We start from the raw sequence: 20,203 nt of genomic DNA on the forward strand, positions 1-20,203 counted from the left end.
CGCTGCTCTAAGTACCATTAACCTAATAATGTTAAAAAATTACAAGCCTGCGTCTTTAAATACGTTGCTTACAATTTCTTGAGCTTCTTGCTCAATCAATGCTAAATGCTCTGCACCTTTAAAGCTTTCACAGTAAATCTTATAGACCTCTTCTGTGCCTGATGGACGAGCAGCAAACCAACCATGTTCAGTTGTCACTTTTAACCCGCCAATCGCTGCACCATTACCTGAAGCATGCGTTAATCGAGCCGTAATTTCATCACCAGCAAGCGTTGTAGCAGAAACCATCTCTGGAGATAATTTGCTTAATACTGCTTTTTGCGCTTTATTTGCTACTGCTTGAATGCGGTTGTAACTTGATTCACCGTGTTGAGCTGCAAGTTTATTGTAATATTCTTGTGGGTTCATGCCTGTTACCGCGGTAATTTCAGCCGCAAGTAAACATAAAAGAATACCATCTTTATCTGTTGACCAAGGTGTACCATCAAATCGTAAGAAAGATGCTCCTGCACTCTCTTCTCCACCAAAGCCTAAACTGCCATTGTACAGCCCATCAACAAACCACTTAAAGCCTACTGGAACTTCGCATAAATTACGTCCAAGATCAGCAACGACTTTATCAATAATCGCTGAAGATACTAATGTTTTACCAACAGCAACTTCTGGCTTCCACTCTGGTCGATTACGGTATAAATAATCAATGCATACCGCTAAATAATGATTTGGATTCATTAAGCCTGATGGCGTTACAATACCATGGCGATCATAATCAGGATCATTACCAAACGCTAAATCGTAATCATCTTTTAATGATAACAAACCCGCCATTGCATAAGGCGAAGAACAATCCATGCGCACTACACCGTCTTTATCTAACGACATAAACTGGAATGATGGATCAATGACTTCACTTACGAGTGTTAAGTTCAACTCAAATGCTTGGCCAATTTGACGCCAGTATTCAATGCCTGAGCCACCTAATGGATCTACACCTAATTTTAGATTCGCTTTTTGAATCGCATCAATATTGATAACATTTTTAAGATCATCAATATATGGCTTCACTAAATCCACCTGCTTAACCAGATCAGATTTCATTGCTTCATTGATCGCAATGCGTTTCACACCATTCAACTCATTCGCGATATAAGCATTTGCTTGGTCTTCAATAGCCGTAGTTAACTCGCCTTCAGCTGGACCACCATGCGTCGGATTATATTTGATCCCACCATCTTGAGGAGGATTATGCGAAGGGGTGATTACAATACCGTCTGCTTTTTTATCAGATTGAATATTATGAGTTAAAATTGCATGAGAGATACCTGGAGTTGGAGTATAACCATTATCTTCTTGAATAATAACTTCAACACCATTAGCCACAAGCACTTCAATGGTAGAGGTAAATGCAGGTTCAGATAGAGCGTGTGTATCTTTACCTAAAAAAAGCGGCCCTGTTACGCCATTTTCTTTACGTACATCAGCAACAGCCTGAGCAATAGCCCAAATATGATGCTGATTAAAACTTGCTTTATCAGATGTACCGCGGTGACCAGAAGTACCAAATTGCACTTTTTGTTCTGGATTAGATGCATTAGGCTCTAGTAAAAAATAATTAGAAACTAATGCTGGGATATTGTGTAAATCTTCTTGCTGAGCTTTTTGCCCAGCGCGACGATGTATAGCCATTTGACGATTCCTTGTGACAAATTATGACTCAAAAAATTAAATCGCCGCACACACTTTTTCTGTCAAATCATGATGGAAACCCATACGCTCCATCAACAATTCAACCATGTGGCGCTTGCGATTAGTATTGGTATTTGTGATAACCCAAAATGGAGTGCCGTTAATTTCACGAGGCTTGGTTGTTTTACCACTTGCAATCAATGTGTCTTGATTGTCTGCAAAATAAACTCGAGTCCTTCCCTTAACCTCTGTCGCTTCAGAGAAAGCTTTTGAGTCAATTTTATATAATTCTGAAAGCACCGTTAAGAAACGATCAATTGCTTTATCTAATGCTGAAAATTCATCAGAGATTAATAAGGTACGTACCGCTTTAACGCGATCTACTGATGTCTCTTTACCTGCATCTTTACTGACTACAATGCCTTTTTTCTGAACTTCAACAGGTGTTGATACAGAAATAACAGAGTCTAAAGGAGATGATTGCATTAAGAGGCGACGTAAAATATCAGAGGCACTTTCACCGATGTGTTGAGTTTGGCTCGCAATAAAGCGGTATAGTTCTTCGTCTACTTCAATTGTCTTCATTATATGGTTCGTATTCTATAATCTATTTATGAAGGCACGATTATACATTGTATAATCGTGATACTCTACGACAAACCTATCACAAAAAAGAAAAATGAAGCAGCTTAACTATAAAGAACAAGGAAATGGGGATCCTTTGATCCTAATACATGGCTTATTTGGTAACTTAGATAACCTTGGTTTACTTGCTCGACAGCTCGAAAATCAATATCGAGTGATCAGCATTGATCTTCGTAATCATGGACTTTCTTTCCACTCAGAAGATCACTCTTACCCTTTGCTTGCATCTGATGTTATCCAATTACTCGCTCATTTATCAATCTCATCAGCTCATATTATTGGTCATTCTATGGGCGGAAAAGTAGCAATGGCTATAGCAGATCAAAAACCAGATCTAATTAAGTCGCTAATTGTATTAGATATGGCTCCTATCTCTTACCCTGAACGAAAACACGATGCTGTATTTGCTGGGTTACACCAAGTTATTCAATCGCCACCTAAAACGAGAAAAGAAGCCGATGCACTACTTGCTACTTCCATTATAGAGCCAGGTGTTCGTCAATTTTTAAGTAAATCGTTATATAAAAGAGACGAGTTTCTATCTCTTCGTTTTAATGTTGCTGCTTTATTGGAAAACTATCATCATATAATTGGTTGGAATAACATCACTCCATTCACAGGCAATGTCCTATTTGTAAAAGGAGAGAATTCTGACTACATTCTCCCCGAGCACCAAAATAACATAATGGCACAATTTCCAAATGCTAAGGCCCATATAGTAAGCGGTACCGGTCATTGGTTACATGCAGAAAAACCAGAAACCATTTACCGAATCATAAATCGATTTATTGAAAAAGTTGGTAAAAGATAATCCATACCAACCAAAGCAAAGCTATGGTATAGTTTTGCCAAATTATTCGATCAGATTTCGATCGCTAACCTAGAATAAAGGTGATTCATGCTATATGAACATTTTGACCTCATTGAGTCTATTGGTTTAGATTTACTGTTTGCCTCAATATTTTTTTTTATTGGTATGGCTATCAAAGATGTTCTTAAACAAGCAAATGTCCCTCCTTTTGGCCGAAAAATTGTTTGGCTTGTTCTCTTTTTAGGGTGCGCAGGTTTTGTTGCGAAAGGAATTATTCAGCTAAGCTGGGAAGGCACAGGCCTTAGTTAAGTACTGATTTAATAACATCTCTTTTTAATTAATACAGACAAATACAGGTATTTATTATATGGCAAGTGTAGGACTCTTCTTTGGTAGCGATACAGGCAACACTGAAGCTATTGGCAAGATGATTCAAAAACAGCTTGGTAAAAAGCTAGTTCATGTTCAAGATATTGCAAAAAGTAGTAAAGAAGATATTGATAATTTCGATCTTCTTCTTTTAGGTATCCCTACATGGTACTACGGTGAAGCTCAGTGTGATTGGGATGATTTCTTCCCAGAACTAGAAGGTATTGATTTTTCGACTAAGCTGGTAGCCATCTTTGGCTGCGGTGATCAAGAAGATTACGCTGAATACTTCTGTGATGCGATGGGTAATATCCGTGATATCGTAGAGGCAAAAGGCGGTACTATCATCGGTTACTGGCCAACAGAAGGTTATGAATTTGAAGCATCAAAAGCACTTGTTGATGAAAATAACTTCGTAGGCTTATGCATTGATGAAGATCGCCAACCAGAGCTGACTGAAGCACGTGTAACTGCATGGGTAAATCAAATCCATGAAGAAATGTGTCTTGCTGAGCTAGAAGACTAATATCCTAGATCTTATAATGCTCTCTAGTTATCTTTTAAAATAGATAGAGAGCATTATCTAAATTGTGTTTTTTTTCTCACATATAACGTTCTATTCACTCTTGCTACCACCTTTCCTTTTTTATCATATACACACACCTCAAATTGTGGAAAATGCTTCTCCCCCTCTTTTGTCGCTTGTTTTATTTCTGCTAACTGCCCATCCGATATCACAAAATGTGCGTATAAGTCGGTAGTTCCTGGTGAAATAAAATCAATCTCTGACTGCTTATCCCATACAAAATACTCTTCTCTTAGAATCCCCATTAACATGAGTGAAAACACAGGATCGGTCATCGAAAAAATGCTACCTCCATATTGAGTTCTATTCGCATTTCTATTCCAAAATCGGTCTTTCAAAATAACACTAACCTCTTGAAAGTTTGGTGAAATATTTGCGATTGAGATCCCAGCCCCCCAAAATGGTGGCCAAATATTAAGTGCCCTTCTAACAATTTTTGGGGTAAAGTACTTATACATATTGATCAATCCTTAATTCTGGTCGGACCTCATCATAATTTAATTATTAACAAAAGATCAACATCTATTTTTTTGTAAGAGATCGTACAGATAAGGTATCAACTGGATCGAATGTTCCCTATAATTAAGTTATTAAAACTGCACAAAAAATCGATGCAGAATGTCAATACAGGAAAAGTCGATGTCAGATAACAACCAAGCACTAAAAAAAGCCGGTTTAAAAGTCACTCTACCGCGCCTTAAAATTTTAGAAGTGCTACAACAACCAGATTGCCAACACATTAGTGCAGAAGATTTATACAAAAAATTAATCGATATTGGTGAAGAGATTGGGCTTGCTACCGTATACCGCGTATTAAACCAATTCGATGACGCAGGTATTGTTACTCGTCACCACTTCGAAGGTGGTAAATCTGTATTTGAATTAGCAACTCAACATCATCATGATCATTTAGTTTGCCTAGATTGCGGTAAAGTGATCGAATTCTCTGATGAAATGATTGAAGAGCGTCAAAAAGAGATCGCAAAAAAATACAATGTTCGATTAACTAACCACAGTTTATATCTATACGGCCACTGCATTACTAGTGATTGTATTGATAATGATGACGCTCATAACGGTTACTAGCATAAATTTTAGTCATAAAAAAACCAGCATTTCTGCTGGTTTTTTATTATCAATTAATCACTTAGTCAGCATTAACCTTCCCAAGTATCACGTAAACCTACTGTACGGTTGAATACAAGAGCTTCAGGCTTAGAATCTTTGTTATCAATACAGAAATAGCCTGTACGCTCAAACTGATAACCAGCCTCTGCTTCTGCCGTTGCTAAGCTCGGTTCAACAAAACCGCTCATTACAACTAATGATTCAGGATTAATACTCTCTGAAAAATCTTCTAGCGCTGCAGGGTTTGGTACATTAAACAGACGATCATACAAACGAATTTCTGCTGGTAACGCTTTATCTGCTGATACCCAGTGAATCACCCCTTTAACCTTACGGCCATCAGCTGGATTCTTGCCTAGCGTTTCATCATCGTAGCTACAGAAGATCGTCGTCACATTACCCGCTTCATCTTTTTCAATACGATTCGCTTGAATAACATAAGCACCACGTAGACGCACTTCTTTACCAAGAACTAAACGCTTGTACTTTTTATTTGCTTCTTCACGGAAGTCATCTTGTTCGATGTATACTTCACGTGTGAATGGAACATCACGCTTGCCCATTTCAGGTTTATTAGGATGATTAGCAATACTAAGCGTCTCAACTTTACCTTCTTCGTAGTTTTCAATTACGATTTTAACAGGCTCAAGTACCGCCATTGCGCGAGGTGCGTTCTCATTTAAATCATCACGAATACACGATTCTAATGAACCAAACTCGATCATATTCTCTTGCTTAGTTACACCAATTCGCTTACAGAACTCACGAATAGAGGCAGCAGTAAAGCCACGACGGCGTAAACCAGAAACCGTAGGCATACGAGGATCATCCCAACCATTAACCAATTTCTCAGTTACCAGCTCGTTTAGCTTACGCTTAGACATGATCGTATATTCTAGGTTTAGGCGACTAAACTCATACTGACGAGGCTGACAGTCAATAGTGATATTTTCCAATACCCAGTCGTATAAACGACGGTTATCTTGGAATTCTAACGTACAGATTGAATGGGTAATGCCTTCAAGCGCATCCGAGATACAATGTGTAAAATCGTACATTGGGTAGATACACCACTTATCACCCGTTTGATGATGAGAAGCGAAACGAATACGATAAATAACGGGATCACGCATTACGATAAATGAAGAAGCCATATCGATTTTTGCACGAAGGCAAATCGTACCTTCTTTAAATTTACCATCACGCATTTGTTCAAATAACGCAAGGTTATCTTCTACACTACGGTCACGGTATGGACTGTTTTTACCTGGCTCTTTTAACGTACCACGGTATTCACGAATTTGATCTGATGTTAGCTCATCAACATAAGCCAAACCTTTTTCAATAAGTTCTACAGCGTAATCGTATAATTTATCAAAATAATTTGAAGAATAGTGAATATCACCACTCCAATCAAAGCCTAACCATTTTACGTCGTTCTTAATAGACTCAACGTACTCAATATCTTCTTTTTCAGGGTTAGTGTCATCAAATCGTAGATTACACTGTCCCTGGTAATCTTGTGCAATACCAAAATTCAAACAGATAGATTTTGCGTGTCCGATATGCAGATAGCCATTTGGCTCTGGCGGGAAACGAGTATGGACACTGGAATGTTTACCTGACTTTAAGTCTTCATCAATGATTTGACGGATAAAGTTGGTAGGACGAGTTTCAGTTTCACTCATCTAAAGCACCTCATTGGTATTAGTATTGTTAGAAAGAACAGATTGTTCATATCTCCCTATGATCCACAATTATGCGCCAATACTCAATATATAGAATCAAATAGTTTCTTTATTTCCATAAAAAAAGCCGCTCTAAGGAGAGCGGCTTGTCTATTTTGAGCTAATTACTCAATAATTATGGTAATGCAACTGCTGTTAGGTCTTCAGAAGCTGGGATTTTTTTCATTTCGCCAGCTACGATTTCAGCAAGAGGACCAAGGATAACTTGAACGTTGTTTGAACCAAGTTTAACCACACCCATTGCACCTAGAGCTTTAAGTTGCTTCTCGCTAATTACGCTAGTGTCTTTAAGAGTTAGACGTAAACGAGTGATACAAGCATCGATGTTTTCTAGGTTTTCGTGACCACCTAGAGCTTTAAGGTATTGTTTCGCTAGTTCACCAGTTTCTTTTGAACCACGAACTGAGCTTTCTTCTTCATCATCATCTTCACGGCCTGGAGTCTTAAGATTAAACTTAACGATTACAGCGCGGAATGTGAAGTAGTATACTGCAAAGAATACAATACCTTGGATAATTAGCATATACCAATTAACAGCTAGTGGGTTACGAGTAGAAAGAACCATATCTACTAGACCTGCTGAGAAACCGAAACCTGCAATCCACTGCATCGATGATGCGATGAATACTGAGATACCTGTTAATGCTGCGTGGAGTACGTAAAGCCCTGGAGCGAGGAACATGAATGAGAACTCTAGTGGCTCTGTAACACCCGTAAAGAATGATGCGAAACCAGCAGCAATCATAATGCCTGCTACTTTTTCTTTGTTCTCGACTTTAGCTGTATGGTAAATAGCTAGTGCTGCACCTGGTAGACCAAACATCATGATTGGGAAGAAACCAGCTTGATACATACCAGTAACACCTACAGTTGCCGTACCTTCAGCGATAGACTTAGCGCCACCTAGGAAGTTAGGAATATCGTTAATACCGGCAACATCGAACCAAAACACTGAGTTAAGTGCATGGTGAAGACCAACAGGAATTAGCAGGCGGTTGAAGAATGCATAGATACCAGCACCAACAGAACCCATGTCTTGAATTGATTCACCGAACTGTACTAGACCACCGTAAATTGAAGGCCAAATGTACATAAGAATGAATGCAATTAAAATACCAGCAAAAGAAGTTAGGATAGGTACAAGACGTTTACCAGAGAAGAATGCAAGTGCTTTATGCAGTTCTACCGTAGAGAAACGGTTGTAGATCTCAGCAGATACGATACCAACTAGGATACCAACAAATTGGTTATTGATTTTGCTAAATGCAGCAGGAACTGCAGAAGGATCAATACCCTGAATTTGAGCTACTGCTCCTGGTGAAAGAAGTGTAGTAACAACTAGGAAACCAACAAAACCAGAAAGTGCTGCTGCACCATCTTTATCTTTAGACATACCATAAGCAACACCGACTGCGAACAGTACAGACATGTTATCGATGATAGCCGCACCAGCTTTAATTAAAAACGCTGCTAGTGCACTGTTGCCGCCCCAAGCTACCGGGTCAATCCAGTAACCAACACCCATTAAAATTGCTGCTGCAGGTAATGTAGCAACTGGTACCATCAGTGCTTTACCTACTTTTTGAAAATATCCTAAAATATTCACCTTTAGTTTCCCCCTATAAGGATTTTAGATTTTTTTGAACAGCGCAGTTTGTTTACTATAAACTTATTTCGCTACTCGTTATAAACAGGGTCAGTGTAAGGGATTAATTTCGCTCCGCAAATTAAAAGCAAGCTAATTGTGATCACTATCACCTGTGGAGGGAATATTTAGGGGTTTTTGCTAGCGAGATCATAAAACTTATTTTATCATTCAAAAGAATAAAAGATTAGGAATAAAATTTGGCTAATTAAATGCCAAACTTTGTTATTACTGAACGTAACATTTAAATAACTTGAGTGTACCGCTCAGTAAGCAGTTCTATTTTCACTTGCTTAAAAATTTCGGCGAAAAAAGTGATTATTTTTTCATACTATAAATTATAACCAAAGGATTCAACTATGTATGCGCTAACAAACTGTAAAGTTTATACTGGTAACGACGTTCTTGTTGACCACTCTGTTATTATCAATGGAACAGAGATCGAAGCCGTTTGCCCAACGACAGAATTGCCTGAAGGTATCGAATTAAAAGATCTTGATGGCGCAATTTTAAGCCCAGGATTTATTGACCTTCAGCTTAATGGCTGTGGCGGTGTAATGCTGAATGATCAAATCACAGCCGAAACCATACAAATCATGCACGAAGCAAACTTAAAATCAGGCTGTACAAGCTTCCTGCCAACTCTAATCACATCATCTGATGAAGACATGAGAGCATCAATCCAAGCCGCTCGTGAATACCACAACAAATATCAAAATCAATCATTAGGTCTACACCTTGAAGGTCCATACCTAAACGTAATGAAAAAAGGCATTCATAGCGTTGATCATATTCGTCATTCAGACACAGACATGATTCAATTAATGTGTGATAACGCTGATCTAATCGCAAAAGTAACACTGGCACCAGAGCAAAACGACCCTGAACATATTGAACGCCTTCATAAAGCAGGTATCGTAGTTTCAATAGGCCACACTAATGCAACTTATGCAGAAGCTCGCCAAGGGTTTGAATCAGGCATCACATTTGCTACACACTTATTTAATGCGATGACGCCAATGGTGGGTCGTGAACCTGGTGTTGTCGGCGCTATCTATGATACACCAGAAGTTTATGCTGGGATCATCGCTGATGGCTTCCATGTTGACTATGCAAACATCCGTATTGCACACAAAATAAAGAAAGAAAAGCTTGTATTAGTGACCGATGCCACAGCTCCTGCAGGCGCTGACATGGAATACTTTATTTTTGTTGGTAAGAAAGTATATTACAAGGATGGTAAATGTGTTGATGAAAATGGCACATTAGGCGGCTCAGCTCTGACTATGATTGAAGCAGTTCAGAATACAGTTGAGCACGTTGGAATCGCTTTAGATGAAGCTTTACGTATGGCAACGTTATACCCAGCTCAAGCAATTGGTGTGGATAATAAACTTGGCCGAATCAAAAAGAACATGGTTGCTAACCTTGCTATCTTTGATCGTGACTTCAATGTAAAAGCGACTGTTGTTAACGGACAATACGAGCAAAGTTAATATGACTGACGGACAAATTGGTAATGTAGATCTAGTAAAACAATTAAACAGTGCGGCTGTTTATCGTTTAATCGACCAAAAAGGCCCGATTTCTCGAATTCAAATCGCAGATGTTAGCCAGCTTGCTCCGGCAAGTGTTACCAAAATAACCCGTCAATTATTAGAGCGCGGCTTAATTAAAGAGGTCGCGCAACAAGCATCAACCGGTGGTAGAAGAGCTATCTCTTTGACTACCGAAACAGACCCTTTCCATTCAATTGCAATACGTTTAGGGCGAGACTATATTCAACTGAGCCTTTTTGACCTTTCAACAAAAGAATTGGCCTCTGAATATCACGAGTTTCATTACTCTCATCAACAAGAACTACTTGATGGTTTAAATCAATTACTCCAACACTTTATTACACGTAATCAAGACATCATTAAACAATTAATCGCTATTGGCATTACGCTACCAGGTTTAGTTAACCCAGAAACTGGTGTTGTAGAATACATGCCGAATACCGACATTGATAAATTGGCATTGGCTGATTTCATTAAAGAAACATTTAAAACCCAATGTTTCGTTGGTAATGATGTTCGTGGACTTGCTCTTGCTGAGCATTATTTTGGTGCATCACGCGATTGTTATGATTCTATTTTAGTCAGTGTTCACAGAGGTACTGGCGCTGGGATCATTGTAAATGGCAAAGTTTTTCTTGGCCATAACCGTAATGTTGGTGAAATTGGCCACATTCAAATAGACCCTATTGGTGATAAATGCCAATGTGGTAATTTCGGCTGCTTAGAAACCGTGGCTGCAAATCCAGCCATTATTGCCAGAATTAATAGCTTATTAGAACAAGGCTATCCTTCTAGTCTTTCGCAAATTGAAAAAATCACCATGTCTGATATTTGTCATGCCGCAAATCATGGCGATGAGCTAGCAACACAAACGTTATTACGTGTTGGTAATCAACTTGGTAAAGCCATCGCGATGACCATCAACTTGTTTAATCCACAAAAAATTATTATTTCAGGTGCTATCACTCAAGCTGACAAAATCGTATTTTCTGCAATTCATAACTGTATTAAGAATCAATCACTAACTGCATTCCACAAAGATTTGCCAATTGTGGCTTCAGAGCTTCATAACCAACCAACTATTGGTGCTTTTTCTATGGTGAAACGAGCAATGCTAAATGGTGTATTGTTACAAAAATTACTTGATGAATAATCACGACTGACTTTTCACGTGTTATCATTCTAAGGGTTGCGAATAGCGACCCTTTTTTTTGAATACCACTAGGAAAATAAGTATATGGAGTTACTTTTTATCATTGCAGCTTTTGTAATGGGTTTTATTGCACTAAAAATTAATTTACCCCCTCTTGTTGGTTTTTTATTAGCTGGCTTTGGTTTGCATGCTCTTGGCTTCCAATCAAATGATGCGCTTTCAACTTTTGCAGATCTCGGCGTTACACTTTTACTTTTTTCTATTGGATTAAAATTAGATATAAAAACCTTACTTGCTAAAGAAATCTGGTTAGGTGCAACGCTTCATAATGTTTTTTCTACCCTCTTTTTCACTTTTGCATTAATAGGTCTTAAACTTCTTGGCATCACAATGCTTGCTGATATAGGCACTGCACAGTTAGTTCTTTTTGGTTTTGCTCTCTCTTTCTCAAGCACTGTTTTTGCGGTTAAAGCGCTTCAAGAAAAAGGGGAGATGAACGCCACATATGGCACACTGGCCATTGGTATTCTGGTCATGCAAGATATCTTTGCGGTTGTATTTTTAACTGCATCAACAGGAAAAATCCCAGAGATAACTGCATTAGCTCTATTTGCCCTGCCACTACTTCGCCCTCTATTTTTCAAATTATTAGATTGGGCAGGTCACGGCGAAATGTTGGTTCTTTATGGTATTTTCTTAGCGCTTGTTGCTGGTGCAGGAACCTTTGAACTTGTTGGCATGAAGCCTGATCTAGGGGCTCTTATTTTGGGCATGTTACTGGCGGGACACTCGAAAGCCTCTGAGTTATCTAAATCTCTCTTTAATTTAAAAGAAATTTTACTTATCTGTTTCTTCCTAAATATCGGCTTATCTGCTGCCCCTACTATTTCAGGTTTAGGATTAGCGCTGATTTTGATCTTGCTGCTTCCCGTTAAAGGACTTCTGTATTTTATTATCATCAATAAGTTCAAATTTAGGGTACGGACCTCACTTCTCGCTTCTCTTACATTATTTAATTACAGTGAGTTTGGACTTATCGTGGGTGGTCTTGCCTTTAAAATGGGATGGTTACCTGGAGATACATTAGTGGCCATTGCCATTGCTGTATCCATCTCGTTCATTATCTCAGCACCGTTAAATAACTTTGGTCATTCCATTTATCAACGCTCTCGTCATTGGCTAAAAGAACATACCGCTGAACGGTTAAATCCGATGGATAAATTAATTAACCCAGGACGAGCTCAAATTTTGATTTTAGGGATGGGCCGTATCGGTAGTGGAGCTTATGATGAGCTCAAAGAGAAGTATGGCGACATTATTTTAGGTATTGAACTTCGTGAAGAATCAGCAAGACATCACCAGAGCTTAGGTCGAAATGTTATTTCTGGCGATGCAACCGACCCAGATTTTTGGGAACGCATCCTTTCAACATCTCACGTAAAGTTAGTGCTGTTAGCAATGCCAAATCATCAAGGTAATCAATTTGCTTTAGAGCAATTACAATCACGTAATTACCAAGGTCAAACGGCAGCTATTGCAGCTTATAATGACCAAATAGATGGTTTAATTGAACAAGGTGTTGATGCTGCATTTAATATTTACCATGAAGCTGGTAGTGGTTTTGCTCGACATGTAAGTGAACAATTAAACCCACAATTTAATCAACAAAAAGAATATATGAAATCCTAATTTCTTGATAGTAACTTACTCATTGCTCAGGATCAGATTAGAGTTACGTTAAACTTTAATCTGATTTTTTATAAACATCCCCCTCTTCTTCATTATTTTGTTTAAAAAGCCAACTTCAATTAACGATCCAACACCAAAACAGTAAAAATATTAAATATTATTTAATTAGGTTATCTATTTGTGATTTTATTTGTATTTCTGGGTTGCTTTTTTTAGTGATAATGGCAAATTGTAGACAAGACAATAATTTACTATAAAAATTAAGAAGAGATAGAGGGAACTTATGTGCTCGATTTTTGGAATTCTAGATATTAAAAGTGATCCAACCCCATTGCGAACTGCAGCACTTGAAATGTCAAAAAAACTACGTCATCGCGGCCCTGACTGGTCAGGTATTTATTCATCAGATAAAGCAATTTTAGCACATGAGCGTCTTGCTATTGTTGGCTTAAATAGCGGAGCTCAACCACTTTACAGCGAAGATAAAAAACACATTTTAGCTGTTAATGGTGAGATCTATAACCATAAAGAATTACGCGAAAAGTATGCCGACGATTACGCCTTCCAAACAGACTCTGATTGTGAAGTTATCCTAGCACTATACCGTGAAAAAGGTGCCGATCTTTTAGAAGACTTAAACGGTATTTTTGCCTTTATTCTTTATGATGAAGAAAAAGATGAATATTTAATTGGCCGTGACCATATAGGTATCATTCCTATGTATCATGGGCATGATGAACATGGGAACTATTATGTGGCATCAGAAATGAAAGCCTTAGTTCCTGTCTGTAAATCAATTAGTGAATTCCCTCCTGGTCACTTCTACTCTTCAAAAGATGCTGAACCTACACGTTATTATGTACGTGATTGGATGGATTATGATGCGGTTAAAGATAACCCAACAAGCAAAGAAGACCTTAAACAAGCTCTAGAGGATGCCGTTAAGCGCCAATTAATGACTGACGTTCCTTATGGTGTTCTTTTATCTGGTGGTTTGGATTCATCTATTACTTCAGCTGTTGCGAAAAAATTTGCAGCAATGCGTATTGAAGATAACGAGAAATCTGAAGCTTGGTGGCCACAATTGCATTCCTTTGCCGTTGGTCTAGAAGGCGCTCCTGATTTAAAAGCAGCTCGTGAGGTTGCTGATAAATTAGGGACAGTACACCATGAAATGACATATACAATCCAAGAAGGTTTAGATGCGATTCGTGATGTTATTTATCATATCGAAACTTACGATGTAACCACTATCCGAGCTTCAACACCTATGTTCCTTATGGGTCGAAAAATTAAAGCCATGGGTATTAAAATGGTACTTTCTGGTGAAGGGGCTGATGAAATCTTTGGTGGTTACTTATATTTCCATAAGGCACCCAACAAAAAAGAATTTCACGAAGAAACGGTTCGTAAACTGCTTGCTTTAAATATGTTTGATTGTGCTCGTGCAAACAAATCTCTTGCAGCTTGGGGCGTAGAAGGTCGTGTGCCTTTCTTAGATAAAGAATTTATTGATATCGCTATGCGCTTAAACCCACAAGATAAAATGTGTGGTAATGGTAAAATGGAAAAACACATTCTTCGTGAATGTTTTGAAGATTATCTTCCTGAGTCGATTGCTTGGAGACAAAAAGAGCAGTTCTCTGATGGCGTGGGTTACAGCTGGATTGATACATTACGTGAAACTGCTGAAGCCAAGGTCACCGATCAGCAAATGGAATCAGCTAAATTCCGCTTCCCTTATAATACGCCAACTACAAAAGAAGGTTATGCGTACCGCGAGATATTTGAAGATCTATTCCCTCTGGAAGATGCCGCAAAATGTGTCCCTGGAGGTCCCTCAGTAGCTTGCTCATCAGCAAAAGCAATAGAATGGGATGAATCATTCCAAAATTGTGTTGACCCATCAGGTCGTGCAGTACAAGCTGTGCATAATGAAGCTTATAGCTAATCCTTGTATCTGAACTAAAAAGCGCCTTTATAGATGGGCGCTTTTTAAATTAAAAATACATATTTGTATTATCTATTTTAATCTCAACTTTCTTATTAATTAATGTAATCAGCAAGATGGAACGTTTCTCTCCATCAGGTTCTTTATATATAGCGTCAGCCCCCATAAAAGGACCATCACAAATACCTACCGATTGCCCAACTTTGGGGAATTCATCAACCTTCATATTCTTTGGTTTTTCAGCACTTTTAAGTGAATAGATAAGATCACCTTGTAGAACTTTAGGCTTAGCACCAAACCGAATAAAATCACTCACACCCCGTGTCGAGCGGACAGTTGTAAATGAAGGTCCTTGCTCAAAATCAAATCGAACAAACATATAACAAGGAAATAGAGGCTCTATAATCAGCTTTTTCTTTCCTCTTACCATTTTTTCTACTTCTATTTCAGGGTAATAGCAATCCACCTGTTGATTTTCAAGGTGTTGCTTTGCTCTCTGTTGTTCTCCACGCTTGCAGTAGAGTAAATACCATTCTTTCATTATCTTTATACCTAGCCAACCTGCTATAAAGCATATCACGCAACTCAGTTCAAAAAAATATATAGCTAGCACATCACAGCTAAAACCTTCGTTTGAAATGTTAAATACAAAAAAACCATCAAAGAAGTCTAAAAAACCAAAATTAATCAATATATAGAGATATTAAACCAAAATAAAGAACATAATCAGAATTAAATCTCAAAATTAATTTAAAGTCCAGCACTCAAAGATGTAACATGATATTTTTGTTTCTAAATATTTCAATAACTTAATATGTTAACTAAATCACATAAATTTGTACAACGTTGCAGTCCTAATCATCAAAGCGTATAAATTTAACTATATAAGAAGAATAAAATTTCATTATAAAAAGAGAGCACTATGCCAAACAACAAATTAATCATGGGACACCCAAAAGGATTGTTCTTGCTTTTTGGAACCGAATTATGGGAGCGTTTCTCTTATTATGCAATGAGAGCCATTCTTGTTTTATATTTAACAGACAGAACCATTAATGGTGGCTTAGACTGGACCGTAAAAGACGCATTAAGCCTTTATGGTACCTATACTGCATTAATGTATATCACCCCTCTCATTGGTGGCTGGTTAGCTGATAATTACTTAGGTCAACGTAAATCATTACTTATCGGTGGCTTTCTAATGGTTATCGGCCAATTTACTTTAGCCCTTCCTCATAACATGCTTCCACTTTCTATCGAAACTCTATTTTATACAGGCCTTGGCTTTTTAATTGCCGGTAATGGTTTATTTAAACCAAATGTATCCACCATGGTTGGTGATTTATACCAAGATGGAGATAATCGACGTGACGGTGCCTTCACTATCTTCTATATGGGTATTAACCTAGGCTCATTGCTTGCTGGTGTGGTTTCAGGCTCTGTCACTGGGATCTGGGGCTGGAAAGCAGGGTTCGCCGCAGCTGGTATTGGTATGGTAATCAGCTTAATTATTCAGACTCTATTTGCTCAACGTTTTCTTGGCGACATAGGTATCCGTCCTGCAGCTCACATTGCAAAAGAAAATGCTGAGGCCGCAGGTACATCACAGCATGTACTCAGTAAAATTGAGATCGATCGCCTTAAAGTAATTATGGTGATGGGATTGTTTGTCATTGTATTCTGGGCTGGTTTTGAACAAGCTGGTGGATTAATGAACATCTACTCTCAGCAATATACTGATCGTATGCTAGGTTCATTTGAAATACCTGCGGCATGGTTTCAATCTTTAAATCCCTTCTTTATTATTATTCTTGCTCCATTTATTGCGATGTTATGGGTAAAATTGGGGCCAAAGGAGCCAAGCTCACCAATTAAGTTTGCTTTAGCGTTATTTTTTCTAGCCATTGGTTTTCTTTGTATGGTCGGTGCAGTCATGGAGCAAGGTGGCGATCTGACAGTTAAAACATCTATGTATTGGTTAGTCGGTGCTTACTTCTTCCATACTCTTGGTGAGCTATGTTTATCTCCAATTGGTTTATCATTAGTCACTAAACTTGCACCATTGCGTTTAGCGTCACTCATGATGGGAATATGGTTTGGTTTTAATGCTATTTCTAACTATATTGCTGGTGTTGTCGGCTCGCATGTTGAAAGCCTTGGTGCATTAGATATCTTCGCTGGTATCGCGATTGCTTCTGCTATTTCAGGTGTATTATTGCTAATAATCTCAGGGCCACTTATTCGCTGGATGCATGGTGCTGAAAAAGTACACTGATACCTATTTTGGTATAAACAAGAATGACCACGTATTTATGTAGATTTGAATAATTTCTTATTACATTAAAAATAAAGGCGACCTTAAATTATTAAGGTCGCCTTTTTACTTTATTATTACAGTATGATTCGATTTCGATTCTTCTCTACTAATTTATCGCCTATCCCTTTTACCTTCGATAAATCATCTACCGTAACAAACTTTCCATTTGATTTTCTATAATCAACAATGGCTTGAGCTTTTGAATCTCCAATTCCTATTAATAGCGTTTTAAGCTCCTCTGCTTCAGCCTCGTTGATATTAATGACGACATCTATCCCTTCGTGCTTACCTGAGTCTTTGACTTCAGCAAGGGCAGTTCCGCTTGAAAATAAAATAATAACGAGAAAGAAAGAATTGATTAAAGATATTATACGTTTCATTTGCATTCCTTTTTATTGATTAAATGATCGATATCAGATACTTCAGAAAGTCGATTTCCATCTGTCATCACAAAAAGAATAAATAATATGAATAGTAAATCCCATTAGAGGGTTGCAAAAACACGACGGGCCCCATTAAGGGGCCCGTCTGTGTTATTTATCAATTACAAATAAATTGATTACTGCTCTAATAATGGATAGCTGATATCAGAGTTAGCTTTTAAGGTATCTAATGTTGCCGTTAAATCTTGCTGAGTTTGAGTTCTTAGTAAACGTGTCGCTACTTGCTCAATCATCGCATCATTACCCAACTCTAATACACCATCCAACGCAACAATGACATGATTATCTTGACGATCCATGACTTGCGCATAGGTTGATGTGCCTTGCTCAGGTTTCTGCAAACGATATACGTCATTTGCTAATTCATCCGCACGAGTGATCATTCTTGCTTCAGTGAAATTTAATTCATTATCAGCTAAGTAATTTGTTTCACCCTTATTAAGAGCAGCAATCACACCTTGAGCAAGCTCTAATGCTTTTTGTTCACCTTTTGATTGTGATAAACGAGCTACAACGTTTTGTTTCACATCTTCTAAAGGCAAGACGGCTTCATCACGGACGTCCTCAACTCGAACAACAATAATATGTTCAGGTGAAATTTCAATCACATCAGAGTTCAGACCATCTTCTTTCACTTCAGCACTGTAGATTGCTTGCAAAACCGCTTGGCTTGATAAGGCTTCTGGTGCATCAACCTGAGAGAAGAAATCAGTTGTTATAATTTTCACATTTACCGCTTCAGCAGCATCATCTAAAGAATCCGGTGATTCAAATGCCTTCTCTGCTAGCTCTGTTTGTAAGCTATAGAATGCATCTGCTGCATGCTCATCAACAAGGAAAGCTTTGATTTCAGCACTTACTTCTGCCAGAGGTTTTGTTGTTGGCTTTTCAACACCAGTCAATTGAATAATGTGATAACCAAATGCAGATTTAACCACGCCAGAGTGGTCACCAACATTAACTAATTGGAAAGCGGCATCTTCAAATTCAGGATCGATAACACCACGTTCAATCCAACCTAAAGAACCACCTTCTTTTGCTGTCGGGATATCTTGAGATGCATCTTTAGCAACAGCCGCAAAATCTTCACCCGCATCTAAACGAGCAAGAACCGCTTCAGCATCTGCTTCATCACCGTTAATTAGAATGTGGCTAACTTCACGTTTCTCTTGCGTAGAATACTTATCTTGATTTGCTTGATAATACTCTTTAACTTCATCATCAGAAATTGGAGCTTGAGCTTTTAGTGAAGCGCCAGATAATTCAATGTAAGCAACTTTAACTTGCTCTGGTCGAACAAATTGTTGTTGATTAGCATTATAAAATTCTTTAACTTCCTCTTCTGATACCGCTGCTTTTTGAGCAAATTCAGCCGTATTCAAAGTAATCGTTCTGATTTCACGCTGTTGAGTTTCTAATGCATTTTGCGCATTAACTTCACTTGGCAACGTAAACTCTGTTGACTCTAAAGCTAACATTAGTTGATTACGGACTAAGTCTTGGCGTAAATATTCTGCAAAACTATCAGAGCTAAAACCTGCACGACGAAGTGCTATGTTATAAATCTCTTCATCAAACTTGCCGTCTTTTTGAAATTGAGGCATTGAAAGGATCGCTTGACGAATTTGTTCATCACTAACACGTAAACCTAGATCTTGAGCTTGGTTATCTAGTAATGCATCATTAACCATGCGGTCTAATACTGATTTACGGAATTGTTCAACATAAGCAGGATCACCTAGCAGAGCTGAGAAGTAGTCACCCAACTGTGATTGCATACGGTTACGCTCATTTTGATAAACTTGTTCAAACTCGTTTCGAGTAATTTCTCGTTCACCAACCTTTGCTGCTATTGGTTGGCTGCCACCGACTAAATAACTACCTACACCTGCAAATACAAATGAGAAAATAATTAGACCGAGAATGATCTTAACTGCAAGGCCTGTTGAACCTTCGCGAATTCGATCCATCATAATATGTCTTAACTCCTAATCACTGAGCGGAATACTCTATTCCTAAGAAAGTGTTTCAATTTCTATTGATAGTGAAAATAAAAAATAGTTCAACAAAAGAAAAATTTAACTATAAAAAAGCGCATCATTGGATGCGCCTATGACTCTATCTCTAGTCTACTAGCGTTACGCTAGCTTGTGTAGACTTTTATCTTTTTTTTCGATTAGTTACACGCATCTTTCAATGCTTTACCCGCTTTAAATGCAGGTACTTTTGCAGCAGAAATCTCAATTGCTTCGCCAGTTTTAGGGTTACGGCCTGTACGCGCTGCACGCTCACGAACAAGAAACGAACCAAAGCCAACAAGCGTTACTTGCTCGCCACTTTTTAGTGTCTCTGTTACTGTTTCAACTAAAGCGTCTAAAGCGCGACCAGCCGCAGCTTTTGAGATGTCAGCATTATCAGCAATTTGATCTACTAATTGAGATTTATTCACGGTATTCCCCTTTAAATTATTCAT

At 38.2% G+C, this 20,203-nt stretch carries 18 protein-coding genes; 9 read left to right on the plus strand and 9 right to left on the minus strand.

Going from position 1 to position 20,203, the window contains the following annotated elements; genetic code table 11:
- Positions 1-39: 39 nt before the first annotated feature.
- Both pgm and seqA read right to left on the minus strand, forming a co-directional pair.
- Entirely contained in the window at positions 40-1,686 is a 1,647-nt protein-coding gene (gene pgm, locus F8B77_RS12545; RefSeq protein WP_151655593.1) for a phosphoglucomutase (alpha-D-glucose-1,6-bisphosphate-dependent), read from the minus strand.
- 36 nt (positions 1,687-1,722) lie between these two features.
- Positions 1,723-2,271: a replication initiation negative regulator SeqA gene (gene seqA, locus F8B77_RS12550; RefSeq protein WP_130043118.1), complete on the minus strand. Its 549-nt coding sequence runs from the start codon at positions 2,269-2,271 to the stop codon at positions 1,723-1,725.
- A gap of 94 nt (positions 2,272-2,365) precedes the next feature.
- On the opposite strand from seqA, the gene F8B77_RS12555 reads away from it, so the two are divergent.
- The 3 genes from F8B77_RS12555 (at position 2,366) to fldA (ending at position 4,037) form a co-directional block, all read left to right on the plus strand.
- The gene (locus F8B77_RS12555) at positions 2,366-3,142 is read left to right on the plus strand and encodes an alpha/beta fold hydrolase (protein WP_130048071.1); all 777 of its coding nucleotides are present in this window, start codon (positions 2,366-2,368) and stop codon (positions 3,140-3,142) included.
- 87 nt (positions 3,143-3,229) lie between these two features.
- Complete coding sequence (locus F8B77_RS12560; RefSeq protein WP_130048072.1) at positions 3,230-3,451, plus strand: DUF2788 domain-containing protein; 222 nt, start codon at positions 3,230-3,232, stop codon at positions 3,449-3,451.
- A gap of 58 nt (positions 3,452-3,509) precedes the next feature.
- Complete coding sequence (gene fldA / locus F8B77_RS12565; RefSeq protein ID WP_130043115.1) at positions 3,510-4,037, plus strand: flavodoxin FldA; 528 nt, start codon at positions 3,510-3,512, stop codon at positions 4,035-4,037.
- Between the two features lie 53 nt (positions 4,038-4,090).
- Here the strand turns inward: fldA and F8B77_RS12570 are convergent, their stop codons facing one another.
- Complete coding sequence (locus tag F8B77_RS12570) at positions 4,091-4,555, minus strand: hotdog fold domain-containing protein (RefSeq protein ID WP_151655594.1); 465 nt, start codon at positions 4,553-4,555, stop codon at positions 4,091-4,093.
- 181 nt (positions 4,556-4,736) lie between these two features.
- On the opposite strand from F8B77_RS12570, the gene fcrX reads away from it, so the two are divergent.
- A complete protein-coding gene (fcrX, locus tag F8B77_RS12575; protein ID WP_151655595.1) occupies positions 4,737-5,183 on the plus strand; it encodes a ferric iron uptake transcriptional regulator FcrX in 447 nt (148 codons plus the stop codon).
- Between the two features lie 71 nt (positions 5,184-5,254).
- On the opposite strand, the gene glnS is transcribed toward fcrX, so the two are convergent.
- Together glnS and nagE are read right to left on the minus strand one after the other, a co-directional pair.
- Entirely contained in the window at positions 5,255-6,913 is a 1,659-nt protein-coding gene (gene glnS, locus F8B77_RS12580; protein ID WP_151655596.1) for a glutamine--tRNA ligase, read from the minus strand.
- Positions 6,914-7,088: 175 nt separating this feature from the next.
- The gene (gene nagE, locus F8B77_RS12585; RefSeq protein WP_151655597.1) at positions 7,089-8,579 is read right to left on the minus strand and encodes an N-acetylglucosamine-specific PTS transporter subunit IIBC; all 1,491 of its coding nucleotides are present in this window, start codon (positions 8,577-8,579) and stop codon (positions 7,089-7,091) included.
- A 398-nt stretch (positions 8,580-8,977) separates the two neighbouring features.
- On the opposite strand from nagE, the gene nagA reads away from it, so the two are divergent.
- From nagA to asnB, 4 genes are all read left to right on the plus strand, one after another.
- Positions 8,978-10,114 (plus strand): N-acetylglucosamine-6-phosphate deacetylase, encoded by a 1,137-nt coding sequence (nagA, locus tag F8B77_RS12590; RefSeq protein WP_151655598.1) that lies wholly within the window; start codon positions 8,978-8,980, stop codon positions 10,112-10,114.
- A gap of 1 nt (position 10,115) precedes the next feature.
- Positions 10,116-11,330, plus strand: coding sequence for a DNA-binding transcriptional regulator NagC (gene nagC, locus F8B77_RS12595; RefSeq protein WP_151655599.1), 1,215 nt, complete (start codon positions 10,116-10,118; stop codon positions 11,328-11,330).
- An 84-nt stretch (positions 11,331-11,414) separates the two neighbouring features.
- Positions 11,415-13,019 carry a cation:proton antiporter family protein gene (locus tag F8B77_RS12600; RefSeq protein ID WP_151655600.1) on the plus strand — a complete coding sequence of 535 codons (1,605 nt, stop codon included), beginning with the start codon at positions 11,415-11,417 and terminating at the stop codon, positions 13,017-13,019.
- Between the two features lie 283 nt (positions 13,020-13,302).
- Positions 13,303-14,970, plus strand: coding sequence for an asparagine synthase B (gene asnB / locus F8B77_RS12605; protein ID WP_151655601.1), 1,668 nt, complete (start codon positions 13,303-13,305; stop codon positions 14,968-14,970).
- A 49-nt stretch (positions 14,971-15,019) separates the two neighbouring features.
- On the opposite strand, the gene rfaH is transcribed toward asnB, so the two are convergent.
- A complete protein-coding gene (rfaH, locus tag F8B77_RS12610; RefSeq protein WP_151655602.1) occupies positions 15,020-15,511 on the minus strand; it encodes a transcription/translation regulatory transformer protein RfaH in 492 nt (163 codons plus the stop codon).
- 381 nt (positions 15,512-15,892) lie between these two features.
- Between rfaH and F8B77_RS12615 the strand changes: the two genes are divergently transcribed.
- Positions 15,893-17,245 (plus strand): peptide MFS transporter, encoded by a 1,353-nt coding sequence (locus F8B77_RS12615; protein ID WP_151655603.1) that lies wholly within the window; start codon positions 15,893-15,895, stop codon positions 17,243-17,245.
- 116 nt (positions 17,246-17,361) lie between these two features.
- Here F8B77_RS12615 and F8B77_RS12620 read toward each other — a convergent pair whose 3' ends face one another.
- The 3 genes from F8B77_RS12620 to F8B77_RS12630 all read right to left on the minus strand — a co-directional run bounded on the left by F8B77_RS12620 (position 17,362) and on the right by F8B77_RS12630 (position 20,179).
- Positions 17,362-17,667: a ComEA family DNA-binding protein gene (locus tag F8B77_RS12620; RefSeq protein ID WP_151655604.1), complete on the minus strand. Its 306-nt coding sequence runs from the start codon at positions 17,665-17,667 to the stop codon at positions 17,362-17,364.
- Positions 17,668-17,846: 179 nt separating this feature from the next.
- On the minus strand, positions 17,847-19,703 hold the full coding sequence (gene ppiD, locus F8B77_RS12625; RefSeq protein WP_151655605.1) for a peptidylprolyl isomerase: 1,857 nt from the start codon (positions 19,701-19,703) through the stop codon (positions 17,847-17,849).
- Between the two features lie 203 nt (positions 19,704-19,906).
- Entirely contained in the window at positions 19,907-20,179 is a 273-nt protein-coding gene (locus F8B77_RS12630; protein ID WP_165366788.1) for an HU family DNA-binding protein, read from the minus strand.
- Positions 20,180-20,203 lie beyond the last annotated feature (24 nt).

The sequence above is a fragment of the Aliivibrio finisterrensis genome, from assembly GCF_008933155.1.
Taxonomy (GTDB): Bacteria; Pseudomonadota; Gammaproteobacteria; order Enterobacterales; family Vibrionaceae; genus Aliivibrio; species Aliivibrio finisterrensis.